General features: G+C 52.7%; 18 protein-coding genes and 1 pseudogene. All 19 read right to left on the reverse strand.

All coding sequences use genetic code 11. The features are described from left to right. Window positions 1-35: 35 nt before the first annotated feature. Window positions 36-4,604, reverse strand: a complete 4,569-nt coding sequence (locus tag AB1I67_RS15340; protein ID WP_367030742.1) for a PolC-type DNA polymerase III — start codon at window positions 4,602-4,604, stop codon at window positions 36-38. A gap of 46 nt (window positions 4,605-4,650) precedes the next feature. Then, window positions 4,651-5,724, reverse strand: coding sequence for a flavodoxin-dependent (E)-4-hydroxy-3-methylbut-2-enyl-diphosphate synthase (gene ispG, locus AB1I67_RS15345; protein ID WP_367030743.1), 1,074 nt, complete (start codon window positions 5,722-5,724; stop codon window positions 4,651-4,653). An 18-nt stretch (window positions 5,725-5,742) separates the two neighbouring features. After that, on the reverse strand, window positions 5,743-6,813 hold the full coding sequence (rseP, locus tag AB1I67_RS15350) for an RIP metalloprotease RseP (RefSeq protein ID WP_367030744.1): 1,071 nt from the start codon (window positions 6,811-6,813) through the stop codon (window positions 5,743-5,745). A gap of 1 nt (window position 6,814) precedes the next feature. Beyond that, window positions 6,815-7,957: a 1-deoxy-D-xylulose-5-phosphate reductoisomerase gene (locus AB1I67_RS15355; RefSeq protein WP_367030745.1), complete on the reverse strand. Its 1,143-nt coding sequence runs from the start codon at window positions 7,955-7,957 to the stop codon at window positions 6,815-6,817. 40 nt (window positions 7,958-7,997) lie between these two features. Then, window positions 7,998-8,798 carry a phosphatidate cytidylyltransferase gene (locus tag AB1I67_RS15360; protein ID WP_367030746.1) on the reverse strand — a complete coding sequence of 267 codons (801 nt, stop codon included), beginning with the start codon at window positions 8,796-8,798 and terminating at the stop codon, window positions 7,998-8,000. Window positions 8,799-8,815: 17 nt separating this feature from the next. Beyond that, window positions 8,816-9,538 carry an isoprenyl transferase gene (locus AB1I67_RS15365; protein ID WP_367030748.1) on the reverse strand — a complete coding sequence of 241 codons (723 nt, stop codon included), beginning with the start codon at window positions 9,536-9,538 and terminating at the stop codon, window positions 8,816-8,818. 98 nt (window positions 9,539-9,636) lie between these two features. Beyond that, window positions 9,637-10,191, reverse strand: a complete 555-nt coding sequence (gene frr, locus AB1I67_RS15370; RefSeq protein WP_367030749.1) for a ribosome recycling factor — start codon at window positions 10,189-10,191, stop codon at window positions 9,637-9,639. 12 nt (window positions 10,192-10,203) lie between these two features. Then, a complete protein-coding gene (pyrH, locus tag AB1I67_RS15375; protein ID WP_367030751.1) occupies window positions 10,204-10,908 on the reverse strand; it encodes a UMP kinase in 705 nt (234 codons plus the stop codon). Window positions 10,909-11,001: 93 nt separating this feature from the next. Continuing rightward, the gene (locus tag AB1I67_RS15380; protein ID WP_367030752.1) at window positions 11,002-11,673 is read right to left on the reverse strand and encodes a 4'-phosphopantetheinyl transferase superfamily protein; all 672 of its coding nucleotides are present in this window, start codon (window positions 11,671-11,673) and stop codon (window positions 11,002-11,004) included. Window positions 11,674-11,720: 47 nt separating this feature from the next. Beyond that, window positions 11,721-12,638 (reverse strand): permease-like cell division protein FtsX, encoded by a 918-nt coding sequence (locus AB1I67_RS15385; protein ID WP_367030754.1) that lies wholly within the window; start codon window positions 12,636-12,638, stop codon window positions 11,721-11,723. Beyond that, a pseudogene (locus tag AB1I67_RS15390) lies at window positions 12,628-13,313 on the reverse strand (ATP-binding cassette domain-containing protein). The gene AB1I67_RS15385 and the pseudogene AB1I67_RS15390 overlap by 11 nt, the downstream one beginning before the upstream one ends. A 4-nt stretch (window positions 13,314-13,317) precedes the next feature. Beyond that, window positions 13,318-14,391, reverse strand: coding sequence for a flagellar biosynthesis protein FlhB (gene flhB / locus AB1I67_RS15395; protein ID WP_367030755.1), 1,074 nt, complete (start codon window positions 14,389-14,391; stop codon window positions 13,318-13,320). Window positions 14,392-14,421: 30 nt separating this feature from the next. Further along, window positions 14,422-15,207, reverse strand: coding sequence for a flagellar biosynthetic protein FliR (locus AB1I67_RS15400; RefSeq protein ID WP_367030756.1), 786 nt, complete (start codon window positions 15,205-15,207; stop codon window positions 14,422-14,424). A gap of 26 nt (window positions 15,208-15,233) precedes the next feature. Next, window positions 15,234-15,497, reverse strand: a complete 264-nt coding sequence (gene fliQ / locus AB1I67_RS15405) for a flagellar biosynthesis protein FliQ (protein ID WP_367030757.1) — start codon at window positions 15,495-15,497, stop codon at window positions 15,234-15,236. Between the two features lie 11 nt (window positions 15,498-15,508). Beyond that, a complete protein-coding gene (gene fliP, locus AB1I67_RS15410) occupies window positions 15,509-16,285 on the reverse strand; it encodes a flagellar type III secretion system pore protein FliP (protein WP_367030758.1) in 777 nt (258 codons plus the stop codon). After that, window positions 16,282-16,644, reverse strand: coding sequence for a flagellar biosynthetic protein FliO (gene fliO / locus AB1I67_RS15415; protein WP_367030760.1), 363 nt, complete (start codon window positions 16,642-16,644; stop codon window positions 16,282-16,284). The genes fliP and fliO overlap by 4 nt, the downstream gene beginning before the upstream one ends. A 1-nt stretch (window position 16,645) precedes the next feature. Then, window positions 16,646-17,584, reverse strand: coding sequence for a FliM/FliN family flagellar motor switch protein (locus AB1I67_RS15420; RefSeq protein ID WP_367030761.1), 939 nt, complete (start codon window positions 17,582-17,584; stop codon window positions 16,646-16,648). 15 nt (window positions 17,585-17,599) lie between these two features. Further along, window positions 17,600-18,490, reverse strand: a complete 891-nt coding sequence (locus tag AB1I67_RS15425; RefSeq protein ID WP_367030762.1) for a FliM/FliN family flagellar motor switch protein — start codon at window positions 18,488-18,490, stop codon at window positions 17,600-17,602. Continuing rightward, on the reverse strand, window positions 18,487-19,326 hold the full coding sequence (locus AB1I67_RS15430; RefSeq protein ID WP_367030763.1) for a flagellar motor protein MotB: 840 nt from the start codon (window positions 19,324-19,326) through the stop codon (window positions 18,487-18,489). The genes AB1I67_RS15425 and AB1I67_RS15430 overlap by 4 nt, the downstream gene beginning before the upstream one ends. Between the last annotated feature and the right edge of the window lies 1 nt (window position 19,327).

Genomic DNA, 19,327 nt, shown 5'->3' on the forward strand with positions numbered 1-19,327 from the left:
CAAATAGTTTTACATTTTCAAAAAGTTCCAAAAAATCAGCCTGCAAAATCAAACAGCGACAACTGATTGCTCTCCGGCAGGTCTCCTAAAAGCTTCATATCTCCCATCAGATCGCACAGGGTCTTACTGACTTTTGCACGGTTTCTAAAATCCTCACGGGATAAGAACGGCCCATCTTCCGCCGCCTCCACCACTCCTTCTGCAGCCTTGTCTCCCATTCCGTCAATACTGCTTAAGGAAGGCATCAGCTTTCCATCGATGATCTGGAACCGGTCCGCCTTTGCGCGGTAAATATCGATCGGCATGAATTCAAATCCGCGGGCATACATCTCCTGCACGATCCTCATATCCCTCAGGGTATCCTGCTCCTTCTTAGACAACGTGTCGATCCGTTTTTTATAATCTGCCAGATGAAACTCCAGTTTCTCTCTGCCCTGACACATCAGCTCATAAGAAAAACCGCTGGCACGGATACTGAAGAAGGCCGCATAGTAGGCAAGGGGATAGAACACCTTGCAGTAGGCCACGCGCCATGCCATCATAACATAGGCGGCTGCATGGGCCTTCGGGAACATGTACTTGATCTTCAAACAGGAATCGATGTACCACTGGGGCACGTCATGAGCCTTCATTTCCGTGATCCATTCCGGTTTTAAGCCCTTGCCCTTTCGGACAGACTCCATGATCGTAAAGGAAAGCCCTTCCTCCAGTCCCATCTGGATCAAATACACCATGATATCATCACGGCAGCAGATAGCCGTCTGGATCGTCGCCTGTCCGCTTAAGATCAGGTCCTTTGCATTGCCCAGCCACACATCGGTACCGTGGGCAAGTCCGGCGATCCGGACTAAGTCGGAAAAATACTTGGGTTTTGCATCAATCAGCATCTGCATTGCGAAATCTGTTCCAAACTCCGGAATCCCCAGCGCGCCAAGCTGGCAGCCCCCTAAGTCATCCGGTGTAACGCCCAGGGCAGAGGTGTTCTGGAAAAGTGACATGACCTCCCTTGAGTCCAGAGGAATATCGGTTACAGGGTCCAGCCCGGTTAAGTCCTGCAGCATGCGGATCATGGTCGGATCATCGTGTCCCAGAATGTCCAGCTTCAGCAGGTTATGGTCGATGGAATGATAGTCAAAATGGGTGGTCACGGTCTTGGTTGTCATATCGTTTGCGGGACGCTGTACCGGCGTAAAGGAGTAGATCTCCTCTCCGATCGGAAGTACCACGATACCGCCCGGATGCTGTCCGGTGGTACGCCGGACCCCTACGCAGCCCTGGACAATCCGGTCTATCTCACAGTTCCGCTTGTGGACGCCGCGTTCTTCATAGTACCGTTTCACAAAACCGAAGGCGGTCTTATCCGCAAGGGTGCCGATGGTACCTGCCCGGAAGGTCTGTCCCTTGCCAAAAATAACCTCCGTGTAGTCATGCGCCTTACTCTGGTACTCACCGGAGAAGTTTAAGTCGATATCCGGCTCCTTATCTCCCTTAAATCCCAGGAAGGTCTCAAACGGGATATCGAAACCCGCTTTGACTAAGGGCTTGCCGCACACAGGACAATTCTTGTCCGGCATATCACAGCCCGCCATACCGGAAAATTGCTTTACTTCTTCCGAATCAAAATCATAATAATGGCAGTGCTGGCAGTAATAGTGAGGGCTTAAGGAATTCACCTCCGTGATCCCCGCCATGGCCGCAACAAAGGAAGATCCTACCGATCCACGGGAGCCTACCAGATATCCGTCCTCGTTGGACTTCCACACCAGCTTCTGCGCAATGATATACATCACGGCAAATCCGTTGGAAATAATGGAATTCAGCTCCCTCTCCAGCCGCTCCACAACAATGTCCGGCAGATTCTCCCCATACATTTCATGGGCCGTGTCATAGCAGATCTTTCTCAGTGTCTCGTCAGAATTCTCAATGACCGGCGGGCATTTATCCGGGCGCACCGGAGCGATCCGCTCGCACATATCAGCGACCATGCGGGTGTTGGTGATGACAACCTCCTCCGCCTTGTCCGGTCCCAGATAATCAAATTCCTTCAGCATTTCCTCCGTGGTCCGCAGATACAGCGGGGCCTGCTCATCCGCATCCGAGAAGCCCTGCCCCGCCATCAGGATCCGCCGGTATACCTCGTCCTCCGGGTTCAGAAAATGCACGTCACAGGTGGCACAGACCGGTTTGCCAAGGGTCTCTCCCATCTTTACGATCCTCCGGTTTATATCCTTTAGATCGTCCCAGCTCTTGACCGTGCTTTTTTCATCCCGCAGCATAAATGCATTGTTGCCCAGAGGCTGGATCTCCAGAAAATCATAAAAGCCGGCGATCTTTAAAAGCTCCGTTTCCGGCAGTCCGCGCAAAAGCGCCTGATATAGCTCTCCCGCCTCGCAGGCAGATCCGATGACCAGGCCCTCCCGGTACTGGTTTAAAACGCTCTTGGGAATCCTCGGCCGCTTTGCAAAATAGTCGATATGGGACCAGGAGACCAGCCGGTACAGGTTGATCCTACCCACCTCATTTTTCGCCAGGATGATGACATGGTGGGTGGGCAGCTTCTTGATCATATCGGCGCTTAAGGCGCTCATGGCGTTTAACTGGTCAAGATTCTCCACGCCGCGGTCTTTTAACATGTTCAAAAACTTTACGAAGATCTCTGCCGTGGCGCCCGCATCATCCACCGCCCGGTGATGGTTCTCCAGAGAAATATTAAGCGCCTTTGCCACTGTATCCAGCTTGAAACGGTTGAGCTGCGGCAGCAGATGCCTCGCCATAGCTACCGTATCCAACACGGTCGGTTCAAAAGAAAGCTCCTGGACCTTAGCCTGGTATGCGATAAAACTCACATCGAAGGAAGCGTTGTGGGCCACCAGGCTGCATCCCTCACAGAATTCTAAAAATTGAGGGAGGATCACATCGATCTTCGGCGACGGGAGCACCATATTGTCGTTGATACCGGTGAGCTGCTCGATCTCAAAGGGGATCGGCACATCGGGATTGACAAAGGTACTGAACTTGTCCGTTATGACGCCGCCCACGACTTTTACCGCGCCAATCTCTATGATCCTGTTTTTCTCCGGGCTGAAGCCGGTTGTCTCAATATCAAATACCACGAAGGGGTCGTCAAAGGTCTGGCCTCTGGAATTCTCCACCAGCTCCTTCATATCGTCTACCAGATACCCCTCCACCCCATAGATGACCTTCAGCTCGTCCCCCTTATCAAGGGCATGGCTGGCATCCGGGAAGGACTGTACGCAGCCGTGGTCCGTCACCGCCAGAGCCGGCATTCCCCACGCCTTGGCCCTCTTTACGATATCCTTCACCTCGGAAACGCCGTCCATATCGCTCATCTTGGTATGGCAGTGCAGTTCTACCCGCTTTACCGGACTGTTGTCCATCCGCTTGCTGGTAAAGTCCTCCGCCCTCTTGATTCCGCGAACCGAACCGATGGTCAGTTCGCCGTCGAATTTGTCGATGGTGGTCATACCGCGCAGACGGATAAAGCTGCCTGCATTGATCGCTTTATTTAAATCGTCTAAAGATTCCTCATTGGCAAATACCTTTACCGTGATGGTATCGGTAAAGTCCGTAATATGGAATATGATGATGGTCTTTCCGCTGCGCAGCTCCCGGCTGTCCTTATCCAGGATCTTGCCCCGGACCGTCACCTCGCCGATCTCTCCCTCGATCTTCTCAAGCTCTATGAAATCATCCTCAAAATCGCGTCCGTAGAGCACATCCGGATTCTCGGATTTTTTCTTGTAGCCGCCGGAGCTCCAGTCGTTCTTTTTAAAGTCCTTCCTGCCGCCACGCAGAGTCCCGGGCTTACCTGCCCCCTGTTTCACGGCTCCGGCTGTATTCGGGCCGGCGTCCGCACCCGATGCCGCCATGCCGGAAGCCGCTCCGCTGCCGGTGCTTCCGCCTTTTGTACCGGCACTGCCGGAGCCATTGTTTTCTGCACCGCCGCCAAAGCCTGAGGCGCCTGCCATTCCAGCTCCATCCTCCTGCATTGAGAGCCCCAGAACCGGGGCCAGGCGCGCCGTCATGCGCTCCACCTCCTGCTGGGCCTGAAGTTCCCTCTGCAGGGATGCTTTCGCTCTGGTAGCCGGTATGTATTCATATTCCACTTCGATGGGAAGACCACAGCGCTCATGGAATACTTTTTCCAGGACCCGCTTCAGCTCTCCTGCCTTCTCCTTATTGACCATGGTATCCTCCACCGTCATATGCAGAAGATCTGCTTTCGGGAAAGTGCATTCCGCTTTGCGGAAGATGGAATACTCCACAATACTGTAATTTTTAAGTTCCAAAAGCAGGCTGTCCCGGTACGCCGCCAAGAGCTTCTCCGGCGTGTACTGGTCAGACAGCCTGTATTTCTCAAAAATCCTGATCTGGATCTGCTTGCCGGGGAACAGCTGGTCCCGGATTCCCTGCTCCAGAGACAGGATATTCTTCTTATGGATCAGACGCGGGCTTACGATGGAAACACGAATAGAGCTTCTGTCCCTGGTCATGGAAACACGTTCCACTTCCACCAGGGATAAAAGCTCCTGCATCTGATCTGTCATATGTAGTCCGGGAAATACCTCCAAAAACCCTTTCATCCGTCCTGCCAATCTCCTTACATGCTCTTTTGCCTGCCGGCAGCACTCAGTCCCGGCGGGACTCGTCTGCCAACCTCACCAGCTCCGCGCGCAGCGCCTGTAAAAGGTCAGCCTCCGGCAGCTTGCGCACTACCTCGCCTTTTTTTATCAGCAGTCCTTCGCCTATGCCTCCGGCAATGCCCAAGTCCGCTTCCCGCGCCTCGCCAGGGCCGTTGACCACACAGCCCATAACAGCCACCTTGATGTTCAACTGATCGAATTCCGTCACCATGGTTTCCACCTGGTTCGCCAGGCCGATCAGGTCAATCTGGGTCCTGCCGCAGGTTGGGCAGGATACCACCTCGATGCCTCCCTTGCGCAGTCCCAGGGTACGCAGGATCAGCTTTGCCGATTTGATCTCTTCTACCGGCTCCCCGGTCAGCGATACGCGGATCGTATCTCCAATACCCTGATTCAAAATGATCCCCAGACCCACGGCCGATTTGATATTGCCGGAGGTCAGGGTCCCCGCTTCTGTGATGCCCACATGCAGCGGATAGCGGGTCTTCCGGCTGATCAGCTCATGGGCTCTGACACACATCATCACGTCGGAGGATTTGATGCTGATGACCAGATTGTCATACCCCATCCGCTCGATCATTGCCACCTTATCGAGGGCGCTCTCCACAATCCCTTCTGCCGTGACGCCGCCGTATTTCTCAATCAGCGGCTTTTCCAGGGAACCGCTGTTGACTCCCACACGGATCGGAATATGGTATTCCTTCGCCTTATCAACTACCGCCTGTACCCGCTCTGCAGAGCCGATATTGCCGGGATTGATCCGGATCTTGTCAGCGCCGCACTCCATGGCTGCGATGGCAAGACGGTAATCGAAATGGATATCCGCCACCAGCGGAATATGGATCCGCCGCTTGATGGCTTTTAATGCCCCGGCAGCCTCCATGGTGGGGACTGCCACACGGATGATATCGCAGCCCGCCTGCTCAAGCTGCAGGATCTGGGCCACAGTAGCCTCCACATCTTCCGTCTTTGTATTGCACATGGACTGGATCAGAATGGGATGATCCCCTCCGATCACCCGGTTTCCTATCTGAACTTCCTTTGTTTTCATGCGTTCCATTGTCATCTATCCTCTTTCTTACATCAGCCGCCGTATATCATTAAACAATACAAGCACCATGAGAGCCATCAAAAGCATCATGCCCGCCATGTGGACCATGCCTTCTTTTTCCGGGTCCATGGGTTTCCCCCGCACCAGCTCTATAAACAAAAATAAAAGCCGGCCGCCGTCTAACGCCGGGATCGGCAGAAGGTTCATGATCCCCAGGCTGGCGCTTAAGAGCAGGATCCAGTTGGAAAGCACAAACACCACCGCCATGGCGCCCGCTTCTCTTCCCTGCTGTACCGTCTCTCCGACCATATTTACGATACCCACAGGCCCGGCCATCGCCTCATCCACTTTGATCTGCCTCCGGATCATCATACCGATACTGTCAAATGTAGACGTGACACAGTATTTTACCTCATAAGCGCTGTAGCGGATCAGTTCGCCGATCCCCTTGGTCTTTTCATATTGCCCTGAAAATTCCACGCCCAGCATATAGGCGTTCCGTTCTTCATTGAACGCCGGAGTCAGGGTCACACTGCGTTTTTCCACCGCGCCGTCTTTCTCCCAGCTTCCGCCCGGAGGCCTCAGGTATTTGAGAGTGACCGTCTCTCCCGGATGGGAAAGCGTATACATCTGCACATCACGATATGCGGTCACCTTCCGGTTGTTGATCTGGGTAAGCTTATCACCAGGCTGCAGTCCTGCTTCCTGCGCAGGGGAGCCTTCGGTCACTCCGGTCAGTACAGGGCTGTCATGGCCTACCTGCGCCACGATCACCATGGCAAACAGAAACGCCAGGATGAAATTGAACACCGGCCCTGCCGCGATCACAGCGATCCTGGCCCAGACCGATTTGTTATTAAAAGCCTTCGGATCGGGATTCTCCGAATCCTCCCCCACCATCATACAGGAACCGCCAAAAGGCAGGATCTTGATGGAATACCGGGTCTCCCCTTTCGTAAAGCTGCAAAGCCTCGGTCCCATGCCAATGGAGAACTCCACCACGCCGATCCCGTTCAGCTTTGCAAGCAGAAAATGTCCAAATTCATGAACAAGCACAATAAATCCAAACAGCAATATTGCCGCCAGAATATTCAGCAATCTACCACCTGCTTTCTATATATTCGTAAGTCTCCTGTTCCGCCGCCAGGATCGCATTCACATCAGGCTGGCTGACAACCTTATGATGCCCCATGGCGCCCTCGATCATGTCAATGATCGTTAAGTAAGAAATCTCCTTATTAAGGAACTTCCCTACCGCATATTCATTGGCCGCATTGTAGACGGTTGGAAGGGAACCTCCCGTCCTGCCCGCCTCATAGGCCAGCTTAAGGCCTTTAAACACCTCCATATCAGGATTCTCAAAGGTAATGCTCCCGAGCTTCGCAAAATCCAGACGCTCGCCCGGCAGGAATCTCCGCTCCGGATAATACAGCGCATACTGGATCGGCAGCTTCATATCCGGCGTGCCAAGCTGTGCGATCACAGCCCCATCTTCAAACTCTACCATGGAATGGATCACGCTCTGGGGCTGGACCACTACCTGAACCTGGTCCATCTCCACGCCAAACAGCCAGCGCGCCTCCATCACCTCCAGGCCCTTGTTTACCATGGTGGAAGAATCGATGGTGATCTTCCGCCCCATACTCCAGTTCGGGTGCTTTAAGGCATCCTCCACCTGTACTCCTGCCAGCTGTTCCCGGCTCCATCCCCGGAAGGGACCGCCGGACGCCGTAAGCAGGATCTTGTGGATGCTTCGTCTGTCCTCTCCGTTCAGGCTCTGGAAAATAGCGCTGTGCTCACTGTCCACCGGCAGGATCTTCACGTGCTTTTCCTCCGCCAGAGGCATAATGATATGCCCTGCCGTCACAAGGGTCTCTTTATTGGCCAGGGCGATGTCTTTGCCTGCCTCCATGGCCGCGATCGTCGGCCGGATCCCGATCATGCCGACAACCGCCGTCACAACGATCTCCGCCTCCGGTTCCGTCGCCACCTCCAAAAGCCCTTCCATCCCGCTTGTCACCCTCACATCCAGGTCCCGGATGGAAGCTTTTAATTCCTGCGCTTTTTTCTCATCCCAGACACAGACCAGGGACGGCCTGAACTTTCGGATCTGCTCCTCCAGAAGCTTAATATTGCTTCCGGCAGCCAGAGCCGTCACACGGATGTCCTGATTATATTCCACAACCTCTAAAGTCTGGGTACCGATAGAACCGGTCGAACCCAGGATCGCAATCTTCTTCATATGTTAAAACTCCTGTCATCCGGAGCTGTCAGCCCCGGTTTTATCTTAGAAAGCTTACGGCAAAAAATATGGCCGGCGCTGTAAACAGCACGCTGTCGAACCGGTCCAGTATCCCTCCATGACCCGGGATCAGATGTCCGTAATCCTTGATATCATGGTTCCGCTTGATCGCCGATGCTGCCAGATCCCCAATCTGGGATATGACCGCAGCAATGGCACAGGCAATGGCACAGGCTGCCTGAGGATTGGTGACCTCGGTCATCCTGGCTCCAAACAATGTAGCGAACAGCAGTCCGATCAGCGCCGCTCCTGCCACTCCGCCCACAGCCCCTTCGATAGACTTCTTCGGGCTTAACACCGGAGCCAGCTTATGCCTGCCAAACAGCATACCAACACAATAAGCACTGGTATCGCAGCCCCAGGAGCTGATGAATATCAGCCATACCAGATACCTGCCGTCTGTCATGGCGCGGACCTGATAGATGTAGGACAGCATCACTGCAACGTAAAATACTCCAAAGAACGCAACCGTTACTTCCTCGGTCTTATACTTGGGAAATGTGAAGACATAAAGGCTCATCAGCACCATCAGCGCCGCGATCGCCATCAGAGTCACATACCCCTGTCCTTCAAACCAGACCAGGCCATAGTAAGATACCGCCGTTAAGTATCCTACCGCCCCCAGCAGGTTTTTCTCAATCTTCATAACCCGGTAAAGCTCAAACAGGCCGATCAGGGAGATCAATGCCGTCACCGTGTAGAGAAGGGCACCTCCATTCCCTACTATTATGATAGCAAGAATCACCAGAATAATACCACTCACTAACCGCTTTGTAAACATTACGGTCCCTCCTTTGCCTATTTGGCGCCCCCGTATCTCCGGTCACGCCGGTTGTATGCCGCGATCGCCTTCTCAAGCTCCGCCTGGTCGAAATCCGGCCACAGACAGTCGGTCACATAGATCTCCGTATAAGCAAGCTGCCACAGCAGATAGTTGGAAAGACGGAGCTCTCCGCTGGTCCGGATGAGAAGATCCGGGTCCGGCATCCCTGCGGTATCCAGATAGGAATCGATCGTGGCCTCCGTAATCTCCTGGGCAGCCACCTTCCCTGCAGCACAATCCGCAGCCAGCTTTTTTACAGCCCGGGTGATCTCATCTCTCCCACCGTAGTTGACCGCGATCACAAAGGTCAGTCCGGTATTATCCCTCGTCTCTGCCTCCAGCCGGTTAATCCCGTCAATGATATCCTGATCGAACCGTGTCCGGTCTCCGATCATTTTCACGCGCACATTGTTAGCTGTGGCTATCTTCAAAAGACGTACCATATAATAGCGGAACAACTGCATCAGCGCCCCCACTTCATCAGAGGACCGCTTCCAGTTCTCTGTGGAAAACCCGTAAACGGTCAGGTATTCTATCCCCATACGTGCTGCGATCTCAACGGTCTTCTCTACTGTCACACAGCCTTCCTTATGGCCCATGGTGCGCGGCAGGCCGCGTTTTTTCGCCCACCGTCCATTGCCGTCCAGTATCAGTGCAACATGTCTCGGGATCACCATTCCCTGCTGGTTTGCTTCCATATTCTTCCTCCCATATCGGACATTTATACGCTTTTCATTGATAAAACTGTGGGACAGGAATCTCCCCCTGTCCCCCCAATGTTCTGATATAAAATTGATTAAACCGTCATGATCTCTTTTGTCTTGGCTTCGATAGCAGCGTCGATCTTCTCGATCATCTTGTCGGTGATCTTCTGGATCTTCTCCTCACCGAGCTTTAAATCGTCCTCAGAAAAATCGCCGCTCTTTTCCATCTTTTTAAATGTCTCGTTGGCATCCCGGCGGATATTGCGGACTGCAACCTTGGTTGCCTCGCCTTTCTTCTTCACATCCTTGGAAAGATCTTTTCTGCGCTCCTCGGTCAGCTCCGGGAACACCAGACGGATCGTGTTGCCGTCATTGGTCGGGTTGATGCCCAGATCAGAGGTAAGGATCGCTTTCTCGATCGCCTTTAACAGGGACTTCTCCCATGGCTGGATCATGATCATGCGCGCTTCCGGCACACTGATATTGCCCACCTGCTGGATCGGGGTCGGAGTACCGTAGTAATCCACTTTCAGCTTGTCCAGCACATGCGGGTTGGCACGCCCTGCGCGGATGGATGCATACTCATCCAGCAGCACATTCAAAGACTTTTCCATCTTCTCTTCGTATAACTTTAACTGTTCCTGCATAATCTCCTCCTGTTAATCGACGGTCACGATCGTGCCGTTTATTTTTCCCTGCATTGCGTTCGCAATGCTGTCTTTCTCATTCAGATCAAAGACGGCCATGGGCATCTTATGCTCCATGCACATGATGGAAGCCGTCAGGTCCACCACCGCAAGCTGTCTGTCGATGACCTCCTGGATGCTGATCGTATCATACTTCTTCGCATCCGGGTTCTTCGCCGGGTCACTGTCATACACTCCGTCTATGGACTTGGCAAGAAGGATACAGTCTGCATCCATCTCTACTGCACGCAGGGTGATACCGGTATCGGTTGAAAAATACGGATGACCGGTGCCGCCTGCAAAAAATACGACCATGCCCCGCTCGAAATATTTATTGGCGCGGTCTTTAGAAAAAAGCTTTGTCATGGAACCGCACTCAAAGGGGGTCAGGATCTGGGTCTGCATTCCCGCATTGCGGAAAATCTCAGATACATAGATACAGTTCATCACAGTGGCAAGCATGCCGATCTGATCCGCCTTGGTCCGGTCAATGGCCTCGCTGGTACGGCCTCTCCAGAAGTTGCCGCCGCCGATAACGATGCCTACCTGGATGCCTGCATCCACAGAGATCTTTACCTGACGCGCCACTTCCTTTACGGTAGCCTCGTCAAACCCGGTCTTTTTCGGACCGGCAAGGGCTTCACCGCTTAATTTTAAAAATACTCGGTTCATGTTCATGGGATTTTATGTCTCCTGTTTCTCGGGGTGTGTGCGGCTAAAATTGGCAGTGCATGCGTGGTCAGTCGTGTCAGACCGCACTGCTCATTGCCTTCATGGATATCTTACCACATCCGTCAGGTTTTGAAAAGAGAAAAAAATGTCGCCGGCGCTGCCGCTTTCACTCTCCTTTAAGCAGACTGCGGCACAGTATCCGGGAACGGTATATTCCCGGAATTCATAGCCTGCGGGAGTTTGCCCTGAACAGACGGAAAAACTGTTAAGGGGAATGCGCATCCCCTCGCCGGTCACCTTGAGATAACTCTCTTTCAATGTCCATATCCTGAAAAACAGTTCATCTTTCTTTCCCCCCGGGGGCTGCCTTTTCAGCTCCTCCAACTCCGCCTCCGCAAAAAAACGCTGTGCGACTCCCATCCTCGCTTCCTGCACGCGCTCCACGTCACAGCCTGCCTCGCGGTCGGAAAATACAGCCATTGCCATCGTGCCGGAATGGGACAGGTTAAAATGGATCTCCGGATGGTCTGCCAGATATGGTTTGCCGTTCCCTCCATATGCCATATGCACACTGCGCTCCCGCAGCCCATACTCCCGCAGCCCATGATCCAGCAAAAGCCCGGCGCCCAGGGCCTGTATCTTGTCTTTTTCAAAACGGCGGGAGTTGATCTTCTCCCTACGCTCCTCAGACAGTCCCTCAGACAGCAGGGCTACGTCCGGAACGGTTCCGCCCGGCAGTTCCATACTGCATAAATATACTTTTGTTGCCATAACGTTTTCCTGTCCATCGCTTTCTTTTTTGTCTATTATTTTCCAGTCTATACGGAAGTACTCCTTTTTAATTTCCCCATCACGGACCAGCCGCCGACAGCCCCCGTCACCATTCCAAGGAGGACCGATGTGACCGCCAACCGTGGGAATACCTCTCCGGCCGGCAGAAACTGAAATGCGCCACCATAAAGCGCCAGACCAGCCGCCACCATATCCTGCCCCCAGCTGTAACAGGCATACAAAAGAAACAGGGGAATGCACATCCCCAGGATCGCCATCACGAAGCTCTCCACCAGAAACGGTACCTTAAGAAATGCCTCCTGAGCTCCCATCAGCCGCATGACGCGGGTCTTTTCTTTCTGAGCCTCAATCCCTACAGAGAGCGCGTTATGGATCAGCAGGATGGAGATCAGCATAAAAAGTACCGTGCTCCCGGCAACGACACGGAACACCACTTTCTTGATCCGGAGAAGGGCAAAGACCGTGTCCGCCGAATGAGTCACCTTCCGCACGCCCTCCAGATCCCGGACATAGGTGACGAAGGATTCCTGCTGTTCAATCCCGTCGATATATACCTGATAATGGTTTGATGCTGCGAGCGGGTTGTCCCCCTCAAAGATTCCGTCCAACACCTCCCCATCCTCAAAATAATCCTGTTTGAAGCTGCTCCAGGCATCCTCCGAGGAGGTGTACGCCGTCTTCAGCACTTCCGGGCGGTTCCGGATCAACCCGCCAACCTCCTCCACACGCTCCGGAGTCACATCCTCCTCAAAGAAGACGGCTACGTAGACGTCCTCCTCCGTCTTTTTTAAGGCGCTGTCCAGATTTACCGCCGCCAGATAACAGATCCCGAAGAGAAAAATACAGGATGACATGGTCAGCACTGTCGCCGCCGTGTAAACACGGTTATGCCACAGATTCTTAAACCCCAGTCTGCACAAATAAAGCCATGTCCTAAATGCCATAAAAGAACCCTCCCCTGCTGCTGTCCTGTTCCAGCTTCCCGTACCGGAGCACGATCTGCCGTTTGTGCATATTCCGCACCAGCTCCTGATTGTGGGATACGGTCAGGACCGTGGTGCCCTCCTGGTTGATCCTTTCAAGCAGCCGCATGATATCTTCCGCATTTCTCTGGTCTAAATTGCCGGTCGGCTCGTCTGCCAGAAGCAGTACCGGCCGGTTTACCATGGCCCTGGCCAGGGCGGCCCGCTGTTTCTCCCCGCCGGAGAACGCTGCGGATAACAGCCTGCTTTCTTATCCAGGCCGACACTGGAAAGCACCTCACGCACCCGCTCCTTTATCTGCCCCGGATCTGCTTCTATCAGCCGCTGGGCAAACGCCACATTGTCATATACGGTGAAGTCCGGAAACAGCTTAAAATCCTGAAATACCATGCCGATGTACCTGCGGTAACGGTAAACCTGCCTCACCTTTAACTGCCCCAGCAAAACGCCGTTGACCACCACAGACCCTTCCGTCGGCTCTGTTTCCTTAAGGATCAGATCCAGCAGGGTGGTCTTTCCGGCTCCGCTGTTGCCCACCAGAAAGACGAACTCTCCTCTGTCGATGCGCAGACTTACATTGTCCAGGGCTTTCTGTCCGTTGCCATATACTTTTGTTACCCGGTCCATCAAAATCATGCTATTATCCACTGTACATTCCCTCTTTCTTTTTCAGCTTGTACACAAATGCCAGCACCTGTGCAACGGTCTGATAGAATTCCTCCGGAATTTCCATATCGACTTCCACCGTCTCGAAAAGCCCCCTTGCCAGCGGGCGGTTCTCCATGATATAGACATCGTTGGCCTCCCCGATCTCCACGATCTTTAAGGCGATCAGATCCGCTCCCTTTGCAAGCACCATCGGCGCCCGGTTCTTCTCCGGATCATATCCCAGCGCGACTGCATAATGGGTAGGGTTTCGGATGATAACATCCGCGTTCGGAACGTTCTGCATCATACGCATGGACGCCATCTGACGCTGCTTTTCACGGATACGTCCCTTGATCTGCGGGTCGCCCTCCGTCTGTTTGTATTCTTCCTTGATCTCCTGCTTGCTCATGCGCAGGTTCTTTTCATATTCCCACCACTGATAGAGAAAATCAAAACCGGCGAGAAAAGCAAACGCCAGCCCTACGGTATTGACCAGCGAGACAACGGTCCCCCCTGCATAGCTCAAAGCCCCCTGCACAGTCCCTTCCATCAGGCGAGGCAGCTCGTAAACCCGCTCCTTCAGAAAAATGTAGATGACCCAGATCAGGATCGTGATCTTTAAGACTGCCTTCAAAAGCTCCACAATAGAACGGATGGAGAACATCCGCTTGAAGCCCTTGAGCGGACTGATCCGCTCCATCTTAAATTTCATGGTTTCCATGGAAAACGCCATCCTGGTCTGGAAAAACGTGATGACCACCGCGGCCAGCACGCCGATAAACAGAATTGGCAGGGCGGCCTGGGCAAACAGCCAGGCCGCCTGAGATGCCATCCTTCCCATATCATCTATGGCAATCGGATCACGCACCGACGCATAGGCGAAAAACAGTTTGATGCATCCATATATTTTTTCATAGGTAAATGGCGCAAGAAACCTTAAAGCATTGAACAGGACCAGAAGGCTGCAGACCCCGACCACATCGTTGCTCTGGAATACGTTTCCCTTTTTCCGCTCGTCCTGCCTCCGTTTCGGTGTGGCTTTCTCTGTCTTTTCATCTGCTGCCATGTCCATCACTCCCTTCGCCGCAGAAAACGATTATGCAAACATCATCAGCACATTCTGGATCTCCCCCATCAGCCTTGCCACATACTCGTCAAAAAATGCTCCGACCGGATAGGCAAACGCGATCATCAACAGGATTCCCAGCAGTATCTTGGACTGGATATTGATGACAAACACATGGATCTGGGGGATCAGCTTCATGAGCACACCCATGGTCGCCTCCAAAATAAATTCCGCCGCCAGAAACGGCAGTGTCAATTTGATCACCATCAAAAAGACCGTTCCAAAGAGATGGATGAGATAAGACAGGATCACCGGACCGATCACCGGCACCGGCGCCGCCCCTACCGGGATCACCTCGTAGGAATATGCAAACAGCCGGATCACAGCCAGATGGCACCCGGTAGCAAAAAAATACAGAAAGAAAAACACATTGATAAACTGTCCAAAGATCGAAGTCTGGATCCCGCTTACCGGGTCCATCACCTTCCCCATGGCAAGTCCGAACGCCGTATCCAGCATATCTCCAGCCACATAGAGCATATAGAAAAAAAGCTGAAATACATAACCGGTCGCAAGGCCCATGACCACTTCCCGGATCAGTGCCTCCGCCATCTGAAAGGTCGTATAACCTTCTATTGCCGCAGCCCCCGTCACAGCCGTGGGCAGAAGCAGGATGCTCAAAGAAAGCGTCAGCCCGATCTTCAACATATTGGGGACGCCTCTTCTGGCAAACACGGGATTGACCAGGATCATTCCCGCCATCCTGGCAAAGACCAGGAGAAATACGCTGAAATATTCCAAAACTGCAAGTTCCATTCTCTCTCCCTATCCCTGCGCCTGTACTAAAGAGACGACATTATGGTAAACAGTTCCTGCACAAACTCATCCATGATCTTGAACATCCAGGTTCCCATCCCCAGCAGCACCAGGGATATCACGATCAGCTTCGGCACAAAAGTCAGCGTCTGCTCGTGGATCTGGGTCGCCGCCTGAAAGATAGCAACCAGAAGCCCCACGATAATACTGATGATCAGCATAGGTCCGGCTATCTGGAATGCGACCAGCATAGCCTCCTTCATGATCTCCATAACCTGCTCCGGTGTCATATCCATCCCTCCTATCGGAAGCCCTGTATCAGGGTCTTTATCACCAGTTCCCATCCGTCCACCAGAACAAACATCATGATCTTAAACGGCAGGGCGATCATCGTGGGCGGCAGCATCACCATACCCATGGACATGAGCGTGCTGGATACCACCAGATCAATGATCAGAAATGGGATATAGATCAAAAATCCCATCGTAAACGCTTTGTTTAACTCACTCAAGATAAAGGACGGTACGATCACAGACAGCCCCAGCGAGGTATAAGCTTCCGGTCCGCCGGACACATCCGGTACCTCTTCTTTTGAAATAGACAGAAACAGATCCAGACTCTTTTTTTCCGTCTGCTTCAGCATAAATTCCTTCACCGGTTCCTGTGCCAGGTCAAAAGCCTCCTCCCGGGTGATCTCTCCCGCACGGTAAGGCTCATAAGCCTGGGTGCCGATCTGGGAAAATACCGGACTCATGATAAACAGCGTCAAAAACAGAGCGAGTCCTGTCAGCACCTGATTGGGCGGCGACTGCTGGGTTCCCAGCGCATTTCTCAAAAATGACAGTACAATGACGATCCTTGTAAAGCTGGTCATCATGATCAAAAGAGAAGGCACTACAGCAAGAAACAGAAATAAAAACATAATATCCAGCATATCCATCGGCCGGCCGCTTCCAGCTGTATCCTCCAGAACGAGGGAAAGGCTGGCGCCATAGGCTACCAGCCCCCGTGCAGCGAAAACCTTTGCCCCCACAAGGGCAGCCACAGCCCAGGGCAGGATCCTGTGCCTGCTTTTCATAATCCGTCACTCCCATTTCTCTTTTGTTTTCCACCCTGAGGCAGATGGCGTTTCATCTGTTCCTTAAAAACAGCAGCAAAATCTGGCGTAACTTCCGTCTGATCTTGCTGCACATAGGTTTCCAGTTCATCCAGCTTTACGATCCCGGAAGGAGATACTCCCATGAGCAGGAACCGCTCCTGAACCTGTACCACCACCAGAAAGCTGTCCCGTCCAACCGGCATCCTGTCCAGGATCTTCATATTTCTGGTCTGCTGCCGTCCCATGGCACCGCTCCCCAGCAGTCTGGTCGTATAATAAGCAAGCGCCAGCACCAGGATCAGTACCACAAGATAAAAAAATATCTTTAAAAATGGCATGTCATTCCCTCTTGTCTATAATCTCAATAATACGGGTTGAAAAACGGTCGTCCGAGACCAGCACATCCCCGCGTCCGATCAGATTTCCATTGACCAGGATATCCGCAGGAGAACCTGCCTGTTTATCGAGAGTCAAAACCTCCCCCGCCTTCAGATCCAGGATATCTCTTACGCTGCATCGTGTACCGCCAATGCGGACTGACACTTCCAGCTGGATCTCTCCCAAGCGTTTCCTGTCCTCCCCGATATGATCCTCCGTATATTCTATAGGCGAATACTTGAATTCCGGAAAATACACTTCCTGTACGGGGACCGCCTTCCCTTTTTTCCGGAATGTTTCAGGCGCTTTCACAGAAGCTGCCTCCATCCCTGCTTCGGGCAGCCCGAACAGCTCCGAAAATTTATCCGAAGTGACCCGGAATACATCCGAAGATAATACACCTTCAATATCTACATGAAGACGGATCAGCAAAGCCTGTCCGCTCCCACCCCAACGGCGGACCAGCTCCTGGATCTGTTCTGTCCCATCCCATACCAAAGCTTCTTTAAAGCATTCCCGTATGCCATGGCCAAAAAGATCCTCAAACTCCGCGTCAGAACTGCCAATACTCTGGGAGACCACCTCTTTAAGTGTGCTTAAGGCAATCTCATCCAGAGGACTTTCCCTGTCAATGGGTACTCCCATGATATAATTAGTGATCTGCAGAGTTTCCTTCCTGCCGAAAACATAGATCTGAGGCAGCTTTAATCCATCCCCCTCCACAGTACCTTCTATGGAAACATTAAAACGTGGGAGGTACTCTGCCAGTCCATCTGCATCCGCCTCTATAATATCCTCTACCGATATCCTGCACTTCCTGCCCAGAAGGCCGCTCAGTGTCTTGCAGACTGAAACCGCCTCCATACCGAGCAGTTCCGTCATTGCTCCTTTATCCAACATCCTTCTCCCCCCGGCTTACAGTACTTTATTGATCTCCACTGCCTTGCGCAGCTTTGTATGTCCCGGTTTTGCCTCAAAACATACCTCATTCTCAACATACACGGCAATCCCGCTGTTTACATTCATATTAAGGGGGATCACATCTCCAGGCTGCATATGGAGGATATCCTGGGCATCCAGAGAGAATTCGTGCATGATCGCCCGAATCTCCACCTCCGAATCCAACAGATGCTTCTCGATGGATTCCCGCTTCTGCAGCCGCTTGGCATCGTCCTGTTTCTTCTGGCTGACGCCAAAGGAATAGCCGAACCTGGAAGTCAGCTCCTCCACATTGGGCGCCGGCATGACCAGCCTGAGATCCGCCGTAAGCTTATCAATGGTGACCTCCAGCTCCGTCTCAATGATCACATCCTCCGGGGCGCTGATCTGAAGCAGATGCGGGTTCGTCTGGATCCCGGTCAGTTCCGTCTCAACATCCAGATACTCGTTCCAGGCATTCCCAACAAATTCCGTGACCTTTCCCAGCAGATACTGGAGGATGGCCTTCTCGATGTCTGTAAAATCCCGGCTCAGCTCATAACGGGTGCCTGCGCCGCCCAAAAGACGTTCCAACATGAAAAAGGCCAGCCTGGTGTCCATTTCCAGAACCAGGGGAGCCTCGCTATAATCCCGATTATCCGGCGTCAGGGTGATCATTCCGAACAGGGAACGGTCCAAAACAGAATTGTTGAACTCCTGATACCTCTTTTCATTGATCCCTTTGACGCTGATCTCACAATAGGACTGTAAAAGACCGGTCAGATAGGGCGCCAGAGCACGCGAAAAACTGTCATACAAGTTTTCCACTGTACTCATGCGTTCTTTTGTGAATTTCTTTGGTGATTTAAAATCATATGTCTTTATCACTGCTGTACCGTACCTTTCTGTCCTGGAGCCATATCCCCCGGCATCTGAACCGGTGCCAGCGGATCCATGGTCTCTACGCTGTCAAGATCCCCTTCTGCCGCCTGAAAGTCACTTCCAAGTATGATCATATCCACACGGCGGTTCTGCTCCCGCCCTTCTTTCGTACTGTTCTCCGCAATCGGATAGTATTTCCCGTATCCGCGGCAGATCAGCTTCTTTGGCTCGATCCCACAGTTCTCTTCCAGGTAGATCGCCACATTGTCTGCCCGCGATGAGGAGAGAATCCTGTCGTTGATCAGGGAATTCGCCGCCTGCGCTGTATGTCCGTTTATATAGATCGCCATAATATCATCCTGCCTCGCGTTCAGCATGACCCCCAGCGCATCCAGCATATCCCGGCTGTTTTCGCGGAGGACCGCGCTGTCCGGGTCAAAGAGCAGATCATTCTTAAACCGGATATAGACTGCGTTGTCGCTGCTTGATATCACAGCGTCTAAATTCTCCGTCTCAAAATAAGTCTGGATATCGCGGGCCAGCTCCACCATCTGTCTGGAGGACGCCGATGACATACCACCGCCGACAGCGGTTGGATCTCCTGCAGGGTCGGTATTCTCCGAAATAGCCGGATACTCTAAGTCCACCGGTATGTCCTCAATGGGAACTGTTGTCTCGATCCCCAGACGCTTCTGCATAGCTGCGGCAACTTCTTCCAGCTTTGACATATTGATATTAGAAATACTGTATAGTAACACAAAGAAAGTCAGAACCAGGGTTATCATATCCGCGTAGGTATTCAACCACTCCTGACTTCCTCCCTCTTCTTCCCGTTTTTTCATG

Source organism: Clostridium sp. AN503, from assembly GCF_040719375.1.
Lineage (GTDB): Bacteria > Bacillota > Clostridia > Lachnospirales > Lachnospiraceae > Brotaphodocola.

What these genes read in the sequence shown, in the direction of transcription:
- flhB (WP_367030755.1), bottom strand. Translation starts at nt 14,391, where the DNA reads ATGGCAGCAGATGAAAAGACAGAGAAAGCCACACCGAAACGGAGGCAG.
- AB1I67_RS15380 (WP_367030752.1), bottom strand. Translation starts at nt 11,673, where the DNA reads ATGGCAACAAAAGTATATTTATGCAGTATGGAACTGCCGGGCGGAACC.
- AB1I67_RS15430 (WP_367030763.1), bottom strand. Translation starts at nt 19,326, where the DNA reads ATGAAAAAACGGGAAGAAGAGGGAGGAAGTCAGGAGTGGTTGAATACC.
- fliP (WP_367030758.1), bottom strand. Translation starts at nt 16,285, where the DNA reads ATGAAAAGCAGGCACAGGATCCTGCCCTGGGCTGTGGCTGCCCTTGTG.
- AB1I67_RS15420 (WP_367030761.1), bottom strand. Translation starts at nt 17,584, where the DNA reads ATGTTGGATAAAGGAGCAATGACGGAACTGCTCGGTATGGAGGCGGTT.
- AB1I67_RS15340 (WP_367030742.1), bottom strand. Translation starts at nt 4,604, where the DNA reads ATGAAAGGGTTTTTGGAGGTATTTCCCGGACTACATATGACAGATCAG.
- AB1I67_RS15365 (WP_367030748.1), bottom strand. Translation starts at nt 9,538, where the DNA reads ATGGAAGCAAACCAGCAGGGAATGGTGATCCCGAGACATGTTGCACTG.
- AB1I67_RS15355 (WP_367030745.1), bottom strand. Translation starts at nt 7,957, where the DNA reads ATGAAGAAGATTGCGATCCTGGGTTCGACCGGTTCTATCGGTACCCAG.
- AB1I67_RS15385 (WP_367030754.1), bottom strand. Translation starts at nt 12,638, where the DNA reads ATGGCATTTAGGACATGGCTTTATTTGTGCAGACTGGGGTTTAAGAAT.
- AB1I67_RS15400 (WP_367030756.1), bottom strand. Translation starts at nt 15,207, where the DNA reads ATGGAACTTGCAGTTTTGGAATATTTCAGCGTATTTCTCCTGGTCTTT.
- fliQ (WP_367030757.1), bottom strand. Translation starts at nt 15,497, where the DNA reads ATGACACCGGAGCAGGTTATGGAGATCATGAAGGAGGCTATGCTGGTC.
- fliO (WP_367030760.1), bottom strand. Translation starts at nt 16,644, where the DNA reads ATGCCATTTTTAAAGATATTTTTTTATCTTGTGGTACTGATCCTGGTG.
- AB1I67_RS15360 (WP_367030746.1), bottom strand. Translation starts at nt 8,798, where the DNA reads ATGTTTACAAAGCGGTTAGTGAGTGGTATTATTCTGGTGATTCTTGCT.
- frr (WP_367030749.1), bottom strand. Translation starts at nt 10,191, where the DNA reads ATGCAGGAACAGTTAAAGTTATACGAAGAGAAGATGGAAAAGTCTTTG.
- pyrH (WP_367030751.1), bottom strand. Translation starts at nt 10,908, where the DNA reads ATGAACATGAACCGAGTATTTTTAAAATTAAGCGGTGAAGCCCTTGCC.
- ispG (WP_367030743.1), bottom strand. Translation starts at nt 5,724, where the DNA reads ATGGAACGCATGAAAACAAAGGAAGTTCAGATAGGAAACCGGGTGATC.